Genomic DNA, 16,506 nt, shown 5'->3' on the forward strand with positions numbered 1-16,506 from the left:
CGCACGCCCAAGGCCAGAATCAGGGCAGCAACACGCCCGCGCGGCCCAGCAGCTGGGCCGTCTCGAACACCGGCAGGCCCATCACGCCGGTGTAGCTGCCGGCGATGTGTTCGACGAAGATGCCGGCCAGCCCCTGGATGCCATACGCGCCGGCCTTGCCAAAGGGTTCACCGCTGTCGCAATAGCGTTCGATGTCCTGCAGGCTCAGCGTCCGCAGGCGCACCTCGGTGACGGACACCGCTTCGTGCAATTGGCCCGCGGCGGCCACCACCACGGCGGTATGCACCTGATGCGCGCAGCCGGACAGGCGTTGCAGGATGGCGATGGCATCGGCGCGGTCGGCGGGCTTGCCCAGCACGTCGCCAGCCAGGATCACGGTGGTGTCCGCGGCCAGCAGCGGCAGGGCAGGCAGTGCCTGCTCGCGCAGGTAGCGCACGCCGCGCTCCGCCTTGTCGCGGGCGGTGCGGCGGACATAGACCTCGGCCGGCTCGCCGGGATGGCGCGGCTCATCCTCGCCCGGCGGCGCGGGCACGGCCAGAACGGCATGCGCAACGCCGATCTGGGTCAAGAGCTCACGCCGGCGCGGGCTGGCCGAGGCCAGGTAGATACGGGGCGCGGCCTGCGCGGAGTCAGAAGAGGTGGTCACGAATATATGTTCCCAAAGCCGAGGGGGTGAATCCGGGGCGTAAGCCGGAGACTTGAACCCGATGCATAGCTCCGGGATGCAGACCCGGACATCAAGCCCGATGATAAGGATGGTTCGTCAGGATGGCCCAGGCCCGGTATAACTGCTCGCCCAGCACCACCCGCACCATGGGATGGGGCAGGGTCAGCGACGACAGGCGGATCATCGACGCGCAGGACGCCTTCAGCGCCGCGTCCAGGCCATCTGGGCCACCGACCAGGAACGCCACGTCGCGGCCCCCGGCGCGCCATTGCTCCAGGGTTTGCGACAGCGCCATGGTGGTCAGGTCACGGCCCCGTTCGTCCAAAGCGATACGCAGGGCCTGCGGGGGCACGGCGGCCTCGATGCGGCGGGCTTCCGCCGCCATCATCTGGGCAGGGGTCTTGCCGGTGGTACGCGGCTCCGGCTTGATTTCACGCAATTCCAGCGCGCAATCGGGCGGCATCCGCCGCGCGTAGTCATCCCAGGCCGTTTCGACCCAGGCTGGCATGCGGTTGCCGACAGCGGCAACGATCAGCTTCATGATGCGCCCGTGTCAGGCTTCGTCGCCGTCGTCGTAGGTGGCGCCGCTCAAGCTGCCCGACATCGACCCCGAAGTCGATTGCGGCAGCAATTTGACGCGCACGGGCTTGCCGCCCCAGATCTCTTCCAGGTTGTAGTACTGGCGGATGGCCGGTTGCATCAGATGCACGACGATGTCGCCCAGGTCGACCACCACCCATTCACCGGTATCTTCGCCTTCGATGGTCGGTTTCAGGTGGAGGAATTCCCGCGCATTTTCGCTGACGCTGGCCGCGAGGGCGCGCGTCTGCCGGTTCGAGGTTCCGCTGGCGATGATGACGCGGTCGAACAGGCTGGTCAGGTGGGTGGTATTGAAGACTTTGATGTCTTGCGCCTTGACGTCTTCGAGGGCGTCAATGACGGCGCGTTGCAGTTTTTGTATGTCCATAGTCGAGAATATAACCTCCGACGGTCGGGTTGCCGTTAGTGTGCAGCCGGATGCACAGGGGCGGCAAACCTAGTCGTGGTAGAGATGGTGGGTCCGGATGTACTCGATTACCGGCTGGGGGAGCTGATCATCGACCGGCATATCCTGTGCCAGTCTGCGGCGGATTTCCGACGCTGACACAGGCATGTCTGAAAAAGGTAATTGTTGCAATTGATGGCCCAGGCGGGCCAGGGCGGCCGCCAGGTCTGGCGGCGGGGTCAGGGAACTGCCCGGGCGGGTCGCCACGGCCAGGCCGACGCGGGAGACGATTTCCTCCCAGGCGTGCCAGGTGCAGAAATTGGCCAATTGGTCCGCGCCCAGCAGCCAGACGTAGTCGGCGTCCGGCGGCAGGGCGCGCAGGGTTTCCACCGTATAGGTGGGCCCGTCACGCTCGACTTCCATGTCGTTCAAGGCCAGGCCCGGCGTGGCGGCGATGGCCAGACGGATCATGTCGCAACGCTGTTCGGGGCTGGCTTGCAGAGGCGAACGTTGCCAGGGCTGGCCGGCGGGCAGCAATTGCACCTGGTCCAGGCCCAGGCCGTCCAGCGCGCTGCGCGCCAGGGCCAGGTGCGCCAGATGCACGGGATCGAAGCTGCCGCCGAGCAGGCCGATTTTTTTCAAAACCACTCCCGCGGCTTCAAATACGCCGCCAGCACGGCTTCCGGCGTGTCTGCTTCCGGATGCCAGTCGTAGCGCCACTGGGCCAGGGGCGGCATCGACAGCAGGATGGATTCGGTACGGCCGCCCGATTGCAGCCCGAACAAGGTGCCGCGATCGTAGACCAGGTTGAATTCCACGTAGCGGCCACGCCGGTAGGCCTGGAAATCGCGCTCGCGCTCGCCATAGGCCTGGTCGCGGCGCAGGGCTACGATAGGCATGTAGGCGGGCAGGAAAGCGTCGCCGACGCTGCGCACCAGGGCAAAGGCGGCATGGAAACCGCCCTCATCCAGGTCGTCGAAGAAAATGCCGCCGACACCGCGCGTTTCGTCGCGGTGCTTCAGATAGAAATACTCGTCGCACCACTTTTTGTAGCGGGCGTAATAGTCCGCCCCGTGCGGCGCCAGCGCATCGCGGCAGGTCCGGTGGAAATGGCGCGCGTCTTCCTCGTAGGGATAGTAGGGCGTCAGATCCATGCCGCCGCCGAACCAGAAGACGTCGGATTCACCGCTGTGACGCGCGGGCGCCACGAACAGGCGGACGTTCATGTGTACGGTGGGGATATAGGGATTGCGCGGGTGCAACACCAGCGAAACCCCCATGGCCTGCCAGGGCCGTCCCGCCAGCTCGGGCCGGCGCGCGCTGGCCGACGGGGGCAGGGTGGCGCCATGCACGTGGCTGAACAGCACGCCCGCGCGCTCCAGCAACTGGCCGCCTTCCAGCAGGCGCGAGCGGCCGCCGCCCCCTTCGGGACGTTCCCAGGGATCGTTGCGGAAGGCGGCGCCATCGGCCTGCTCCAGGGCCGCGACGATGCGGTCCTGCAGGCCGGTGAAGTAGTCGCGCGCCGCCGCGATGGGCAATTCCTCCGGCAAAGAGGACGCGACGGCGGTGTTGAGGGTGCCCGTGTTCATGCCATTACCCGTGCCGAGCCGCGGCTCAAGCGCCCGCCTTGGGCTTGGCCGGGGCACGGTTGAGGGCGCGCCAGCCGATGTCGCCGCGGTACTGGCGGCCGTCGAAGACCACGCGGTCCACGGTCTCATAAACGCGTTCGCGCGCCATGCGCACCGAATCGCCCAGCGCCGTGACGCACAACACGCGGCCGCCGGAGGTCTGGATGCTGTCGCCGTCGCGCTTGGTGGCGGCGTGGAAGACCATGCAGTCGGCGGCATCTTCGGGCAGGCCCGAAATGGTGTCGCCCGTACGCGGCGTGCCCGGGTAGTTGTGCGCGGCCAGGACCACGCCCAGCGCGGTGCGGCGGTCCCAGACGATGTCGGCCTGGTCCAGGGTGCCGGCGACGGCGTGCTCGAACACGTCCAGCATGTCGCTCTTGACGCGCATCATGATGGGCTGGGTTTCCGGATCGCCCATGCGGCAATTGAATTCCAGCACCTTGATGGGACGGTTGGGATCGTCGCCCGGGGAGATCATCAAGCCGGCGTAGAGGAAGCCGGTGAAGGGGATGCCGTCGCGCTGCATGCCCTGCACCGTCGGCAGGATGACTTCGCGCATGATGCGGTGATGCAGTTCGGGGGTCACCACGGGCGCCGGGGAGTACGCCCCCATGCCGCCGGTATTCGGACCTTCGTCGCCGTCGCGCAGGCGCTTGTGGTCCTGGCTGGTGGCCAGCGCCAGGACGTTGCGGCCGTCGACCATGACGATGAAGCTGGCTTCTTCGCCGACGAGGCATTCCTCGATCACCACGCGGGCGCCGGCGGCACCCAGGGAACCGTCGCCCAGCATGGCGTCAACGGCGCCGTGGGCTTCTTCCAGCGAGGTGGCGACCACGACCCCTTTGCCGGCGGCCAGGCCGTCGGCCTTGATGACGATGGGCGCGCCCTTGGCGTCGATGTACGCGTGGGCGGCCACCGGATCGGTGAAGGTTTCGTATTCAGCCGTGGGGATGTTGTGCCGCACCATGAAGGCCTTGGCGTAATCCTTGGAGCTTTCCAGCTGGGCGGCGGCCTTGGTGGGGCCGAAGATTTTCAGGCCGCGCGCGCGGAAGACGTCGACGACGCCGGCCGCCAGCGGGGCTTCGGGGCCGACCACGGTCAGCGCCACGCCTTCGCGCTGGACGAAGTCGGCCAGCTCGTCGGCGTTGGTCAGGGCGACGTTTTCAAGGCTGCCGCCGTGCGTGCCGCCGTTGCCGGGGGCCACGTAGACCTTGTGGACGCGCGGCGATTGCGCGAGGCGCCAGGCGAGGGCATGTTCGCGGCCGCCCGAGCCGATTACCAGGAGTTTCATGATTGGAGGGTTCTGCGTCTGGAAGGATCTGGGTGCGGATCCGGCGCCGTCTGGCGCCGGACAGGGGGAATGGCGTTATTGCGCCTCGTCGAGCACGGCCGTCGTATAGACGTCCTGTACATCGTCCAGCGCTTCCAGCGCATCGAGCAATTTCTGCATCTTGGCGGCGTCGTCGCCAGCCAGGTCGGTTTCGTTCAAGGCCTTCATGATGATGCCGTCGACTTCGGCCTTCAGGCCCGCGGCGTCAAATGCCTGGCGCACGGCGGCGTAGTCGGCCGGGGCGGTGATGACTTCGATCACGCCTTCTTCGTCGGTGACCACGTCTTCCGCGCCGGCTTCCAGCGCCGCTTCCATGACCTTGTCCTCGGGCGTGCCCGGGGCGAAGATGAACTGGCCGCAGTGCTTGAACATGAAGGCCACCGAGCCTTCCTGGCCCAGGTTGCCGCCGTTCTTGGCAAAGGCGTGGCGCACTTCCGCGACGGTGCGGGTGCGGTTGTCCGTCATGGTGTCGACAATGACGGCCGCGCCGCCGATACCGTAGCCTTCATAGCGGATTTCGTCGTAGTTGTCGCCGTCGGCGCCACCGGCCCCGCGCTGGATGGCGCGTTGGACGTTGTCCTTGGGCATATTGGCGTCGGTCGCCTTGTCCCAGGCCAGGCGCAGCCGGGGGTTGCTGTCCGGATCGGCGCCGCCAGCGCGCGCCGCGACGGTGATTTCACGAATGATCTTGGTCCACAGCTTGCCGCGTTTTGCGTCTTGACGACCCTTGCGGTGCTGGATATTGGCCCATTTACTGTGTCCGGCCATGGCTTTCCGAGTGTGATTTAAGCAAAGACGGCTATTTTACCGTGCCGCCGGCCCCACGCCCGCCCATAGTGTTGCTTTGGCGCCGCGCCGGCTCGCTCTACACTAGCGGCATCGTCCGCGCGGCGGCTTTTTTTGACGCAGGGCCGCCCCAAGTCAAAAAGCGTCCCCCTGGGGGACCGGGCAACCCGCAGGGTTGTCCCTAGGGGCTTTTTTCGCGCCGGGCCGCCATAAATGGGAGTGTTTGCCATGTCCGATCCTCTTGCTGCCGTCCCCCCGCTGGTCATCGCGCGGAACGGCGCCGCCGAGCTGGCGCTGCTGCCGGCCCTGGCCAACCGCCACGGCTGCATTACCGGGGCCACCGGCACCGGCAAGACCGTCACCTTGCAGGTCCTGGCCGAGCAGTTCTCCCGCATCGGCACGCCGGTGTTCATGGCCGACATCAAGGGCGACCTGACCGGCATCGCCCAGGCCGGCACGCCCGCGCCCAAGTTGATGGAAAGGCTGAAATCGCTGGGCGTGGCCGAGCCCGCCTGGGGCAGCAGCCCGGTGATGCTGTGGGATGTGTTCGGGGAGCAGGGCCAGCCGGTGCGGGCCACCATCTCCGATATGGGGCCACTGTTGCTGGCCCGCATGCTGGAGCTGAACGACACCCAGGAAGGAGTGCTGGCCTTGGTGTTCCGGGTGGCGGACGACGAAGGCCAGTTGCTGCTGGACCTGAAGGACCTGCGCGCCATGCTGCAGAACGTGGCCGACCGCAGCGCCGAACTGAAGACCCGCTACGGCAATGTGTCGGCGGCATCCGTGGGGGCGATCCAGCGCAGCCTGCTGGCCCTGGAATCGCAGGGCGCGGCGAAGTTCTTCGGCGAGCCCATGCTGGACGTGATGGATTTGATGCGCACCGATGCCCAGGGGCGCGGCGTGGTCAGCATCCTGGCCGCGGACAAGCTGATGCAGGCCCCGCGCCTGTACGCCGTCTTCCTGCTGTGGCTGCTGGCGGACCTGTACGAGAAGCTGCCGGAAATCGGCGATCCGGACAAACCCAAGCTGGTGTTCTTCTTCGACGAGGCGCATCTGCTGTTCACCGATGCGCCCAAGGCCTTGCTGGACAAGATCGAGCAGGTGGTGCGCCTGGTGCGTTCGAAGGGTGTCGGCGTGTACTTCGTGACGCAGAATCCCCTGGATATTCCGGATACCGTGCTGGGGCAGTTGGGTAATCGCGTGCAGCACGCCTTGCGGGCTTTCACGCCGCGCGACCAGAAGGCGGTGCGCACGGCCGCGCAGACCATGCGGCCGAATCCCGGGCTGGACCTGGAGGCAGCCATCACCGACCTGGGGGTGGGCGAGGCCCTGGTGTCCCTGCTGGATGAGAAGGGGCGGCCGGGCATGACCCAACGGGCGTGGATCCTGCCGCCGGGAAGCCGGATCGGGCCCTGCTCGGCTGAAGAACGGCAGGCCTTGCGGGCGGGGTCGCCGCTGGCGGGCAAATATGATCAGGCGATCGACCGGGTTTCGGCTTATGAGGTCTTGACGCAACGGGCCATGGGGAATGCGGGGGCGCCCGCGGGCCAGGCTCCGACGTCGGCTGGACAGGCGCCCCCTTCAGCCGCGCCGGCTGGCCAGGCTCCGGCGCCATCCGCCGGGCAGGCGCCCGCGGGGCCGGTCGGTACCGCGCCCGCTGGCGCGGCGCCTGGGCAGGCGGACGAAGGCGGCGGCTTCATGAAGGAAGTCAGCGACGTGCTGTTCGGATCCACCGGCCCGCGCGGCGGCAAACGGGACGGCGTGGTGCAGAGCATGGCGAAGACCGCCCTGCGCCAGGCCGCCCGCGAACTCGTGCGAGGTGTCCTGGGCTCGCTGACGGGCTCACGCCGGCGCTGACGCGCCGCCGCACATAGATGAAGACCGGCCCGGTTGAAACGGGGCCGGCATTTTCGTGGTCCGCGCGTTCCGGGGCAAGGATTCCTGCCACACAGGAAAAGGGCCGGCCCCAACTCAATGGGGCCGGCCCTTCTTCCAGGCCGCGCCGTCAGGCGCCGGCCGCTCAGCTCGCGACGAAGCGGGTGACGTCGTCCAAGGTCCGCTTGAAGCGGGTCACCATCTCACGCACTTCGTCGGGCGTGATGATCAGCGGCGGGCAGAACGCCACGGTGTCCTGGATGCCGCGGATGATCAGCCCATGCTCGTGGGCTTTTTCATACGCATGGGCGCCCGCCTTGCCCAGCGGATCGAAAGGCCGCCTGGTGGCCTTGTCCGCCACCAGCTCGACCCCGGCGATCAGCCCCACGCCCCGTACTTCGCCGATCAGCGGATGATCCGCCATGGCGCGCAGCTGTTCATGCAGCAGCGCGCCGCATTCGGCGGCGTTCTCGATCAAGCCGCGCTCGTCGATGATCTTCAGGTTTTCCAGCGCCACTGCCGTGGCCACGGGGTGGCCGCTGGCCGTATAACCGTGCCCCAGGGTGCCCACCTTGCCGCTGTTCTCGGCAATGACCTCATTGACCTTGGGCGACAGCAACACCGCGGCCAGCGGCTGATAGGACGACGTGATCTGCTTGGAGAACACCATGATGTCCGGCTCGATGCCGTATACATCGCTGCCGAAGCGCTGGCCCAGGCGGCCGAAACCCGTGATCACCTCGTCGGCGACGACCAGGATGTCGTACTTGCGGCACACGGCCTGGATCTTCTGCCAATAGGTGCGCGGCGGCGCGATCACGCCGCCCGCGCCCATCAGCGGCTCGCCGATGAAGGCGGCCACCGTTTCGGGGCCTTCCTGCAGGATCAGCGCTTCCAGCTCATTCGCCAGGCGGGTGGCGAAGTCCTCTTCCGATTCGCCGGGGTTGGCGTTGCGGTAGTGGTGCGGACAAGCGGTGTGCTTGATCTGCGGCAGCGGCAGGTCGAAATCGCGATGGTTGCCGACCAGGCCGGTCAGGCTGGCCGATGCCACCGTGACGCCGTGGTACGAACGCTGGCGGGCGATGAACTTCTTCTTCAGCGGGCGGCCAAGCGCGTTGTTGTAGTACCAGACGAACTTGATGACGGTGTCGTTGGCTTCCGAACCGGAATTGGTGAAGAAGGCCGTGGCCATGCGTCCTTCCGTGTAATCGACCAGCCTTTGCGCCAGTTCGATGGCGGGGGCGTGCGATTTGTGCGTGAACGTATGGTAGTAGGGCAGCTTGCCCATCTGCCGGGTGGCGGCGTCGACCAGGCGCTGCTCGCCGAAGCCCACGGCCACGCTCCACAAGCCGGCCATGCCTTCGATGTACTGCTTGCCTTGATCGTCGTACACATAGATGCCCTCGCCGCGGTCGATGACGCGGGGGCCGATGCTACGGTGCTTGATGACGTTGGTATAGGGGTGCAGATGACTGCGGACGTCGGTGCTGTGGGTGTCGTTGGATGACATGGTGGTTTCCTGCGGTTGGCGGTCGCGGCAATACGTGAAAATACGTGGACAGTGCGTCGAGCAAATGCGCGGCCAATAGACGGATCATATCTGGGAGCGCGGCCGCCGTCAGCGCGCCGGGGCCGGCGGCCGGCGGTTGAGAGCCAGGAACAGGCCGGCGCCGCAAATCAGCACGATGCCGGCGGCCGCGACCGCATCGGGAGGACGGTCGAACAAAAACGTGCTGTAGGCCACCGCCATGGGCAGTTGCAGATAGTTCAGCGGCGCCAGGGTGGACGCCGCCACACGCTGGAAGGCGGCGATCAACAGCACTTGCGCGATGCCGCTGCACGCGCCCAATGCCAGCAGGGCGGCCAGTTCACCGGCACCTGGCGTGGCCGCCAGGGGGAAAAACGGCGCCGGCAGCGCCGCGCCGATCCAGCAGATGGCGGTGGCATAGCCGAATTGCATATGGCCCGGCGTCTGCCCGGCCAGCCGGCGCGTGACCAGCTGGAACAGGGCATAGCAGATGGCGGCAGCCACCATCAGCACGGTGCCGATCCAGGGCAGGGCGCCTCCTGGCCGCACGATCAGCAGCATGCCGCCGAAGCCCACCGCCACCGCCAGCCATTGCAGCAGGCGGACGCGCTCGCCCACCAGCCAGGGCGACAGCGCCACCATGATCAGCGGCGCGGTGAAATAGATCGCGGTGGCCTCGGACAGCGGCATCCAGATCAAGGCGGTCATGTAACAGGTGCCGACCGTACACAGCAGCAGGCCCCGCGCGACCAGCAGGCCCGTGGGGCGCGGCCGCGGCGGGGGCGGGTCTGCCGCCGCACCGCGTGCCCGGGCCCGGCCGCGCCAGATACGCAGCAGCCAGAACAGGCCCACGATGGCCACCGCCGTGTAGCGCATCAGGTTGAGAAACGTGGGGGGATAGCGCGTGATCATGTACTTCGATCCCGCGTCGAAGGTGGCGAAGGCGATCAGCGCGCCCAGGAACAGCAGGCATCCCGTGCGCTGGGCGGATGCCGCCGCGGACGGCAACGCGCGGGCCTCGTTGCGCATAAGACCTCACCCGGCCCGTGGCGCCTGGCCATCCGGCGCCAGGCCTTGCAGGAAGGCATCCAGGGCCGGTCCGATGGCATCGACCATATACCCGCCTTCCTGCACCACCACCGTCGGCAGCCCCAGGCCGGCGATGCGCTCGCCCAGCTGGCGGTAGGCATCGATATCCACCTTCAGCACGCTGATGGGATCATCCTTGTAGCTATCGAAGCCCAGGGGCAGCACCAGTGCCTGCGGGCGGTATTCGCGCAGGGCGGTCAGGGCTTCGTCCAGGGTGGCCAGGAAGGCCGCGCTGTCGGCGCCGTGCGCCAGCGGATAGTTGAGGTTGTAGCCGTGGCCGCTGCCATGGCCGCGCTCGTGCGCGTAGCCGGTGTAGAAAGGGTAGTAATGCGTGGGGTCGGCGTGCAGCGACAGCGTGATGACGTCGGCGCGGCGGTAGAAGATGTTCTGCGTGCCGTCACCGTGGTGGGCATCGACGTCCAGGACGGCCACCTTGTCATAGCTCAGGCGCAGGCGCTGCGCCGCCACCGCGCTGCTGTTCAGATAGCAGAAGCCGCCCGCGCGGTCGGCGTGCGCGTGATGGCCGGAGGGGCGGCACAGCGCATAGGCGCTGCCCTGGGTGGCCCGCGCATGGTCGGCGGCGGCCACGGCGTTATGCGTCGAACGCAAGGCCGAGCGCCAGGTATGCGGGCCGATCGGGCAGGACAGGTCGCTCAGGTAATAGCCGGTCTGCGCCACGATGGACGGCGACGGGCAGGGGCCGCGCGCGTCGTCCTCGACCCGGCCGTTGTAATAGGGCGAGAGATTGGGCAGGACTTCGATGCCGGGCTCCACGCCGCCCGGCTGCTTCAATTCCTGCCAGCGGTCCCAGGCGCTTTCCAGATAGTCCAGGTACGCGTCGCTGTGGACCCCCGCCAAGGGCGCGCGGCCATAGTCCGGCGGCGCTTCGACGGGAATGCCGCGCGCTTGCAGCTGCGCCAGCAGGGCTTCGGCGCGCGCGGGCAGGTCGGTGGGCTTGCTGATGCGGCCCAGCCGCATGAATTGCTGCGGGTCGTGCAGGAACTGGTCGCGGGAGAAGAATGCTTTCATGGCGGGCCTTCTTCAGATGGCGGCTGGATGCGCGCAGCCTTCGCCGCCGGCGCTTTTCAGCTCGATTTCCACGAACACGAATTCCTCCGTCCCGGGATTGATCACGTTGTGCTCCACGCCGACGGGCCGGTAATAGGACTGGCCCGTGGTCAAGGGGCTGCGGACTTCGCCGCGCGGCGTTTCCAGCAGCAACTCGCCTGTGGTTTGCGGCACCACCACGTAATGCATGCCATGGCGGTGCCAGCCGGTTTCACCGCCCGGCGGGAAGCGCCATTCGGTAACCTTGACCAGTTCATTGTCGATCTGCACGGTGGGTACCGCGGCGGGGCGTTGCATCGTCTGTCTCCTGGTAATCAAATCGGGTGTTGCGGTATCGCGGGGGGCGTCCTTGCGGCCGGGGCCTGGCGTCATATCGCCGCGCCGCTGGTGTCCACGCGGGTGCTGTCCCAGGCGCGGCCCGGCACCGCGCCGATCAGGCGCTGGGTGTAGGCATGCTGGGGCGCATCGAAGATCTGCGCCGGGCTGCCGTACTCCACGACCTTGCCCTGATGCATCACCAGCACCGCGTTGCAGATCTGCGCCGCGACGCGCAGATCGTGGGTGATGAAGACCAGGCCGATGCGCAGCCGCTGTTGCAGGTCGCGCAGGAGCTCCAGCACCTGCGCCTGCACCGACACGTCCAGCGCCGACACCGATTCATCGGCCACCAGCACCTTGGGGTCCAGGGCCAGGGCGCGCGCGATGCCGATGCGCTGGCGCTGGCCGCCAGAGAATTGGTTGGGATAGCGGTCGAACGCCGACGCATCCAGCCGCACCAGCTCCAGCAGCTCGCGCGCGCGGGCATGGGCTTCCGCCCGCGACTTGCCCGCGGCGATGGGGCCGTCGCTGATGATGCGGCCGACGGTCTGGCGCGGATTGAGCGACGCGAAGGGATCCTGGAAAATCATCTGGATGTCCTTGCGCAGCGGCCGGAAGGCCGCTTCCGACAGCGGGGCGATGTCCTGGCCGTCGAACAGCATCTGGCCGCCATCGATGCCGACCAGCTTGAGCAGGCATTTGCCGATGGTCGATTTGCCCGAGCCGGATTCGCCGACGATGCCCAGGGTCTCGCCCCGGCGCACGCGGAAGCTGACGTCGTCGACGGCATGCACCACGCGCTTCCTGCCGAACCAGCCGTGGCCGGTGACGTAGGTCTTGCGCAGGTTCTTCACTTCCAGCACCACGTCTTCCTGCGCCGCGGCAACGTCTTGCGCCGCCGCGCGCCGGTGCGGCACCGCGGCGATAAGGCGACGGGTATAGGGGTGCACTGGCCGGTTCAGCACCTGTTCCGCCGGCCCTTGCTCGACCACCAGGCCTTTTTCCATGACCACCACGCGATGCGCGATTTCAGCGACCACGCCGAAGTCATGGGTCACGAACATGACACCCATGCCTTTCTCTTTCTGGATGCGGGCGATCAGGGCCAGGATCTGCGCCTGCGTCGTCACGTCCAGGGCCGTGGTCGGCTCGTCGGCGATCAGCAGCGCCGGCTCCAGGGCCAGCGCCATGGCGATCATGACACGCTGGCGCTGGCCGCCGGACAAACGGAAGGGATAGGTGTGGAACAGGGTGGCAGGATCGGGCAGACCGACGAATTCGAGCAGCTCCAGCACGCGCTGTTCGCGGGCGGGCCCGGGATAGGCCTCGTGCACGCGCATGACCTCGGCGATCTGCTCGCCCACCGTCATCAAGGGATTCAGGGCCGACAGCGGCTCCTGGAAAATCATTGCCATGTCCTTGCCACGCATGCCGCGCAGCGCGGTCTCGGGCAGGGCCAGCAGGTCCTGGCCACGGAACAGGATCTGGCCGCGCTCCGGGCGTAGATAGGACGGCAGCAGACCCATGATGGCATTGGCGCTCATGGACTTGCCCGAGCCCGATTCGCCGACGATGCACAGGATTTCGCCGGCCTGGATGTCGTAGCCGACGTCGCGTACCGCATAAGGCCGGTCGCCGCCGGCCGGCAGCGCGATGCAGAGATCGCGAACGGACAGCAGGGGCGCGGCGGTGTCGGATAGCTGGTTTGGATTCATGGTCGGCTTCCTATTCGCCACGCCGGCGCAGTTGCGGATTCAGCGCATCGTTCAGGCCTTCACCGATCAGGTTGATGGCCAGCACGGTCAGCAGGATGGCCAGCCCCGGCCACACGCTCATCCACCAGGCATCGCGGATCATGGTCCGCGCCGCGCCTATCATGAAGCCCCAACTCATCAGGTTGCGGTCTCCCAGGCCCAGGAAGGACAGCGACGATTCGGTCAGGATGGCCGTGGCCACCATGAAGGACGCCGACACGATGATGGGCGACATGGCATTGGGCAGGATCTGCGTGGCGACGATGCGCGCGGGTTTCTGGCCGATGACGATGGCCGCCTGCACGAATTCGCGCTGTTTCAGGGTCATGAACTCGGACCGCACCAGGCGCGCGGCGGGCGGCCAGGACACTACCGCGATCGCGCCCATGATCGAATAGATCGACGGCCCCAGCACGGCCACGATCACCACCGCCATCGCCAGCTGCGGAATGGTCTGGAAGAACTCCGTGAAACGCATCAGCACGTCGTCGATGCGGCCGCCGCAATAGCCGGCGGTGGCGCCCACCACCACGCCGAACAACAGGGCCACGCCGGTCGACAGCAGTCCTATCATCAAGGACACGCGGGCGCCCCAGACCAGGCCGGCCGTGATGTCGCGTCCCAGCATGTCGGTGCCGAAAGGATAGGCCGGGTCCGTGAAGGGTTTGACCAGCGGCGTCGCCACCATCATCCAGGGCGAGTCTTCGTAGATGAAGGGCGCCGCGATCGCGGCCACGATCACCACCAGCATGATGAGCAGGCCCAGCACCGCGCCGTAGTTGCGCGCATAACGCTTGAAAAAGGCCTTCATGCGCCTGCTCCTTGGCCACCGGCACTGATGCGCGGATCGACCAGCCGGTAGATGATGTCGGTGATCACGTTGAAGACGACCACCAATACCGAGGTCACCAGGAAGATTCCCAACAGCAGCTGGTAATCGCGTTGCAGCAGGGCGTCGAACATCAGGCGGCCGATGCCGGGCCAGGCGAACACGGTTTCGGTCAGCACGGCGCCGCCCGCCATCTGGCCCAGCTGGATGCCCGCGAAGGTGATCACGGGCAACAGGGCATTGCGCAGCACGTGGGCGCGGATGACACGGCCCGGCGCCACGCCCTTGGCACGGGCGGTCTTGACGAACTCCATGCCGATGACCTCCAGCATGGATGCGCGCGTCAGCCGCACGTACACGGCCATGAAGAAACAGCCCAGGGTGATCACGGGCAGCACCAGATGCTCGGCGATGTCGCCCGCCCGCGCCCAGCCGGTCAGGTTGGCGCCCACCGTTTCCATGCCGAAAGCCGGCAGCCAGCCCAGGAACACGGAGAACAGCAGTATCCCCATCAACGACAGCCAGAACAGCGGCGTCGCATAAAGCAGCAGGGCGCCGCTGGTGACCACGCTGTCGACCCAGCGCTTGCGATTGTCGTAGCGGGCCCGCGCCGCCACCACGCCGAACAGCACGCCCAGCACGATGGAAAAGATGAAGGCGCAGCTCATGAGCAGGAACGTGGCCGGCAGGCGTTCGAGGATCAGGTCGATCACCGGCACGCGATTGCGATAGGAAAAGCCCAGGTCCAGCGTGACCACGCCTTTCAGGTAGAGCCACAGCTGCGTCATCACCGGCTTGTCCAGGCCGAATTCAACGGTCAATTGCTGGACGTAGGTGGCGTCGCTGGCGCCGGCCTGGCCCGCCAGCACGGCGGCGGGATCGCCGGGCGCCAGGCGGATCAGGAAAAAATTGATGATCACCACGCCCAGCACGACCACCACGGCCTTGCCGACGCGGGATAAGAAGAATGACAGGAATTTCATGCAGGCATCCCCAAGCAAGCACCTTGAACTACTGCCCGCCGTGGCGGTGTGGCGACTGCCTGCCACACCGCCACGGCGTGGGCGCCTTACTTGTCCATATAGACGTCATCGAAGCTTTCGTTCAAGCCGATGGCCGTCTTCACCAGGTTGTGGATCTTGCCGCGATACAGGGTGGGGTACTCAAGATCGAGCAGATAGCCGTTGGCCACGTCGGTGACCAGGGTGCCCTGGATCTTCGAATACAGCTCCTGGCGCTTGGCCAAGTCCACTTCGGAAGCGGCCTGGTTCCACAGCTTGTCGAGGTCCGGGTTGTTATAGCCCTGCACGTTGGCGAACGGCGAGCCCTTCACGATGTTGGACCCGATGTACAGGCGCTGCACGCCCAGCGCGGGATCACCGTACTGGTAGGTGAAGCTCATGGTGACGTCGAAGTCCCAATTGCCGGTGCGGCTGGCCCAGCCGCCGGCGTCGGTGGATTCGGTATCGACCTTGAAGCCCAGTTGCTCAAGCGCCTGCTTGATGTATTCGCCCAGGCGGTCCCAGGTCGCGCCGTAGGGGAAGGCCAGCTGGCGCACCGTGTAGTCGCCCGGCTTGATGCCCGATTCCTTGATCAGGTCGCGCGCTTTCTTCATGTTGAAGTCGTAGGCCGGCGTGTTCTTGTCGTAGAACATCTCGGTGGCGACGAAGGGACCGGTCGACGGCTTGCCCAGGCCGAAGAAGATGTTGTCCACGATCAATTTGCGATTGAGCGCGGTCATCACGGCCTGGCGCACCTTGACGTTGTCGAAGGGTGGCTTGCGCATATTCATCAGCAGGTAGGCCTGCGGCGAGAATATTTCCCAGCCCGCCGTCGTGTACTGCACATTGGGCAGGGCGCGCATGCGCTTGACGTCGACGTTGTCGATGTCGCCGCCGCGCAGCACGTCGACCGAGCCCCGTTCAAAGGCCACGGCGCGCGACGCCGAGTCCGGAATGACGTTGAAGATCAGTTCATCCAGATAGGGCTTGCCGGCCTTCCAGTAATTGGGATTGCGCACCAGCTTGATGTATTCGCCGCGCTTCCATTCCTTGAACATGAACGGGCCCGTGCCGACCGGTTTCTGGTTGGCGGGATTGGTCATGTAGTCGGTGCCCGCGTAGATGTGTTTGGGCATCATGGGCGCGAAGCCGGGTTCGAACATCAGCAGGAAGGCCGGGAACGCCGACTTCAGCTTGACCACCACGGTCAGGTCGTCGGTCTTGGTGACGGACGCGACGAACTGGTTCAGCAGCACGCGGGCGCGGGCGTGCGTCTTCGGCAGCATGTCGGCCAGCGAGAACACCACGTCATCGGCCGTGAACGGCTGGCCGTCCTGCCATTTCACGCCTTCCTGCAGGTGGAAGGTGTAGGTCAGGCCGTCGGCGGACGCCTCGTAGGACTTGGCCAGGCTGGGCTGCGGCTTCAGGTCCGCCGAGTAGGTGAACAGGCTTTCGAAGATCTTGCCGGCCACGAACTGGGTCGGCGCCTGCTGGTTGATGGCCGTCACGATGACCGGCGGTTCGGGCTGCACGATCATGTTGAGCGTGCCGCCGCGGGTTTGCGCGTGGGCACCGAAAGGCAGCGTGGCCGCCACGGCCAGCGCGGCCAGAGCGAGTTTGAAGCGATGGTCGAGTTTCACAACAAGCC

Annotated in this window: 16 protein-coding genes; 1 reads left to right on the top strand and 15 read right to left on the bottom strand. The window is 66.7% G+C overall.

The window, feature by feature from the left end; all coding sequences use genetic code 11:
• Positions 1–19: 19 nt before the first annotated feature.
• The 7 genes from ASB57_RS02790 to ASB57_RS02820 form a co-directional block, all read right to left on the bottom strand.
• A complete protein-coding gene (locus tag ASB57_RS02790; protein WP_057650364.1) occupies positions 20–646 on the bottom strand; it encodes a nucleoside triphosphate pyrophosphatase in 627 nt (208 codons plus the stop codon).
• Positions 647–737: 91 nt separating this feature from the next.
• Positions 738–1,208 carry a 23S rRNA (pseudouridine(1915)-N(3))-methyltransferase RlmH gene (gene rlmH / locus ASB57_RS02795; RefSeq protein WP_057650366.1) on the bottom strand — a complete coding sequence of 157 codons (471 nt, stop codon included), beginning with the start codon at positions 1,206–1,208 and terminating at the stop codon, positions 738–740.
• A gap of 12 nt (positions 1,209–1,220) precedes the next feature.
• The gene (rsfS, locus tag ASB57_RS02800; RefSeq protein ID WP_057650368.1) at positions 1,221–1,634 is read right to left on the bottom strand and encodes a ribosome silencing factor; all 414 of its coding nucleotides are present in this window, start codon (positions 1,632–1,634) and stop codon (positions 1,221–1,223) included.
• A 69-nt stretch (positions 1,635–1,703) separates the two neighbouring features.
• Entirely contained in the window at positions 1,704–2,294 is a 591-nt protein-coding gene (gene nadD, locus ASB57_RS02805; protein ID WP_057650370.1) for a nicotinate (nicotinamide) nucleotide adenylyltransferase, read from the bottom strand.
• Positions 2,291–3,241: an oxygen-dependent coproporphyrinogen oxidase gene (hemF, locus tag ASB57_RS02810; protein WP_057650371.1), complete on the bottom strand. Its 951-nt coding sequence runs from the start codon at positions 3,239–3,241 to the stop codon at positions 2,291–2,293. The genes nadD and hemF overlap by 4 nt, the downstream gene beginning before the upstream one ends.
• Before the next feature lie 25 nt (positions 3,242–3,266).
• Positions 3,267–4,571, bottom strand: coding sequence for a phosphoribosylamine--glycine ligase (gene purD, locus ASB57_RS02815; RefSeq protein ID WP_057650373.1), 1,305 nt, complete (start codon positions 4,569–4,571; stop codon positions 3,267–3,269).
• A 75-nt stretch (positions 4,572–4,646) separates the two neighbouring features.
• A complete protein-coding gene (locus ASB57_RS02820) occupies positions 4,647–5,378 on the bottom strand; it encodes a YebC/PmpR family DNA-binding transcriptional regulator (protein ID WP_057650375.1) in 732 nt (243 codons plus the stop codon).
• Positions 5,379–5,624: 246 nt separating this feature from the next.
• Between ASB57_RS02820 and ASB57_RS02825 the strand changes: the two genes are divergently transcribed.
• Positions 5,625–7,253, top strand: a complete 1,629-nt coding sequence (locus ASB57_RS02825; protein WP_057650377.1) for a helicase HerA-like domain-containing protein — start codon at positions 5,625–5,627, stop codon at positions 7,251–7,253.
• A 163-nt stretch (positions 7,254–7,416) separates the two neighbouring features.
• Here ASB57_RS02825 and ASB57_RS02830 read toward each other — a convergent pair whose 3' ends face one another.
• The 8 genes from ASB57_RS02830 to ASB57_RS02865 form a co-directional block, all read right to left on the bottom strand.
• Positions 7,417–8,781: an aspartate aminotransferase family protein gene (locus ASB57_RS02830; RefSeq protein WP_057650379.1), complete on the bottom strand. Its 1,365-nt coding sequence runs from the start codon at positions 8,779–8,781 to the stop codon at positions 7,417–7,419.
• 108 nt (positions 8,782–8,889) lie between these two features.
• Positions 8,890–9,828 carry a DMT family transporter gene (locus ASB57_RS02835; protein WP_057650380.1) on the bottom strand — a complete coding sequence of 313 codons (939 nt, stop codon included), beginning with the start codon at positions 9,826–9,828 and terminating at the stop codon, positions 8,890–8,892.
• 6 nt (positions 9,829–9,834) lie between these two features.
• The gene (locus ASB57_RS02840; RefSeq protein WP_057650382.1) at positions 9,835–10,917 is read right to left on the bottom strand and encodes a histone deacetylase family protein; all 1,083 of its coding nucleotides are present in this window, start codon (positions 10,915–10,917) and stop codon (positions 9,835–9,837) included.
• 12 nt (positions 10,918–10,929) lie between these two features.
• Positions 10,930–11,253 (bottom strand): cupin domain-containing protein, encoded by a 324-nt coding sequence (locus tag ASB57_RS02845; RefSeq protein WP_057650384.1) that lies wholly within the window; start codon positions 11,251–11,253, stop codon positions 10,930–10,932.
• Positions 11,254–11,324: 71 nt separating this feature from the next.
• The gene (locus ASB57_RS02850; RefSeq protein ID WP_057650386.1) at positions 11,325–12,989 is read right to left on the bottom strand and encodes an ABC transporter ATP-binding protein; all 1,665 of its coding nucleotides are present in this window, start codon (positions 12,987–12,989) and stop codon (positions 11,325–11,327) included.
• A gap of 10 nt (positions 12,990–12,999) precedes the next feature.
• The gene (locus ASB57_RS02855; RefSeq protein WP_057650388.1) at positions 13,000–13,839 is read right to left on the bottom strand and encodes an ABC transporter permease; all 840 of its coding nucleotides are present in this window, start codon (positions 13,837–13,839) and stop codon (positions 13,000–13,002) included.
• The gene (locus ASB57_RS02860; protein ID WP_057650390.1) at positions 13,836–14,840 is read right to left on the bottom strand and encodes an ABC transporter permease; all 1,005 of its coding nucleotides are present in this window, start codon (positions 14,838–14,840) and stop codon (positions 13,836–13,838) included. The genes ASB57_RS02855 and ASB57_RS02860 overlap by 4 nt, the downstream gene beginning before the upstream one ends.
• Before the next feature lie 86 nt (positions 14,841–14,926).
• Positions 14,927–16,498: an ABC transporter substrate-binding protein gene (locus tag ASB57_RS02865; RefSeq protein ID WP_057650392.1), complete on the bottom strand. Its 1,572-nt coding sequence runs from the start codon at positions 16,496–16,498 to the stop codon at positions 14,927–14,929.
• Positions 16,499–16,506: the final 8 nt, after the last annotated feature.

The organism is Bordetella sp. N (assembly GCF_001433395.1).
Taxonomy (GTDB): domain Bacteria; phylum Pseudomonadota; class Gammaproteobacteria; order Burkholderiales; family Burkholderiaceae_B; genus Bordetella_C.

Coding starts and splice junctions, on each gene's coding strand:
- rlmH (WP_057650366.1), bottom strand. CDS start 1,208: ATGAAGCTGATCGTTGCCGCTGTCGGCAACCGCATGCCAGCCTGGGTC.
- rsfS (WP_057650368.1), bottom strand. CDS start 1,634: ATGGACATACAAAAACTGCAACGCGCCGTCATTGACGCCCTCGAAGAC.
- hemF (WP_057650371.1), bottom strand. CDS start 3,241: ATGAACACGGGCACCCTCAACACCGCCGTCGCGTCCTCTTTGCCGGAG.
- purD (WP_057650373.1), bottom strand. CDS start 4,571: ATGAAACTCCTGGTAATCGGCTCGGGCGGCCGCGAACATGCCCTCGCC.
- ASB57_RS02820 (WP_057650375.1), bottom strand. CDS start 5,378: ATGGCCGGACACAGTAAATGGGCCAATATCCAGCACCGCAAGGGTCGT.
- ASB57_RS02825 (WP_057650377.1), top strand. CDS start 5,625: ATGTCCGATCCTCTTGCTGCCGTCCCCCCGCTGGTCATCGCGCGGAAC.
- ASB57_RS02830 (WP_057650379.1), bottom strand. CDS start 8,781: ATGTCATCCAACGACACCCACAGCACCGACGTCCGCAGTCATCTGCAC.
- ASB57_RS02835 (WP_057650380.1), bottom strand. CDS start 9,828: ATGCGCAACGAGGCCCGCGCGTTGCCGTCCGCGGCGGCATCCGCCCAG.
- ASB57_RS02840 (WP_057650382.1), bottom strand. CDS start 10,917: ATGAAAGCATTCTTCTCCCGCGACCAGTTCCTGCACGACCCGCAGCAA.
- ASB57_RS02845 (WP_057650384.1), bottom strand. CDS start 11,253: ATGCAACGCCCCGCCGCGGTACCCACCGTGCAGATCGACAATGAACTG.
- ASB57_RS02850 (WP_057650386.1), bottom strand. CDS start 12,989: ATGAATCCAAACCAGCTATCCGACACCGCCGCGCCCCTGCTGTCCGTT.
- ASB57_RS02855 (WP_057650388.1), bottom strand. CDS start 13,839: ATGAAGGCCTTTTTCAAGCGTTATGCGCGCAACTACGGCGCGGTGCTG.
- ASB57_RS02860 (WP_057650390.1), bottom strand. CDS start 14,840: ATGAAATTCCTGTCATTCTTCTTATCCCGCGTCGGCAAGGCCGTGGTG.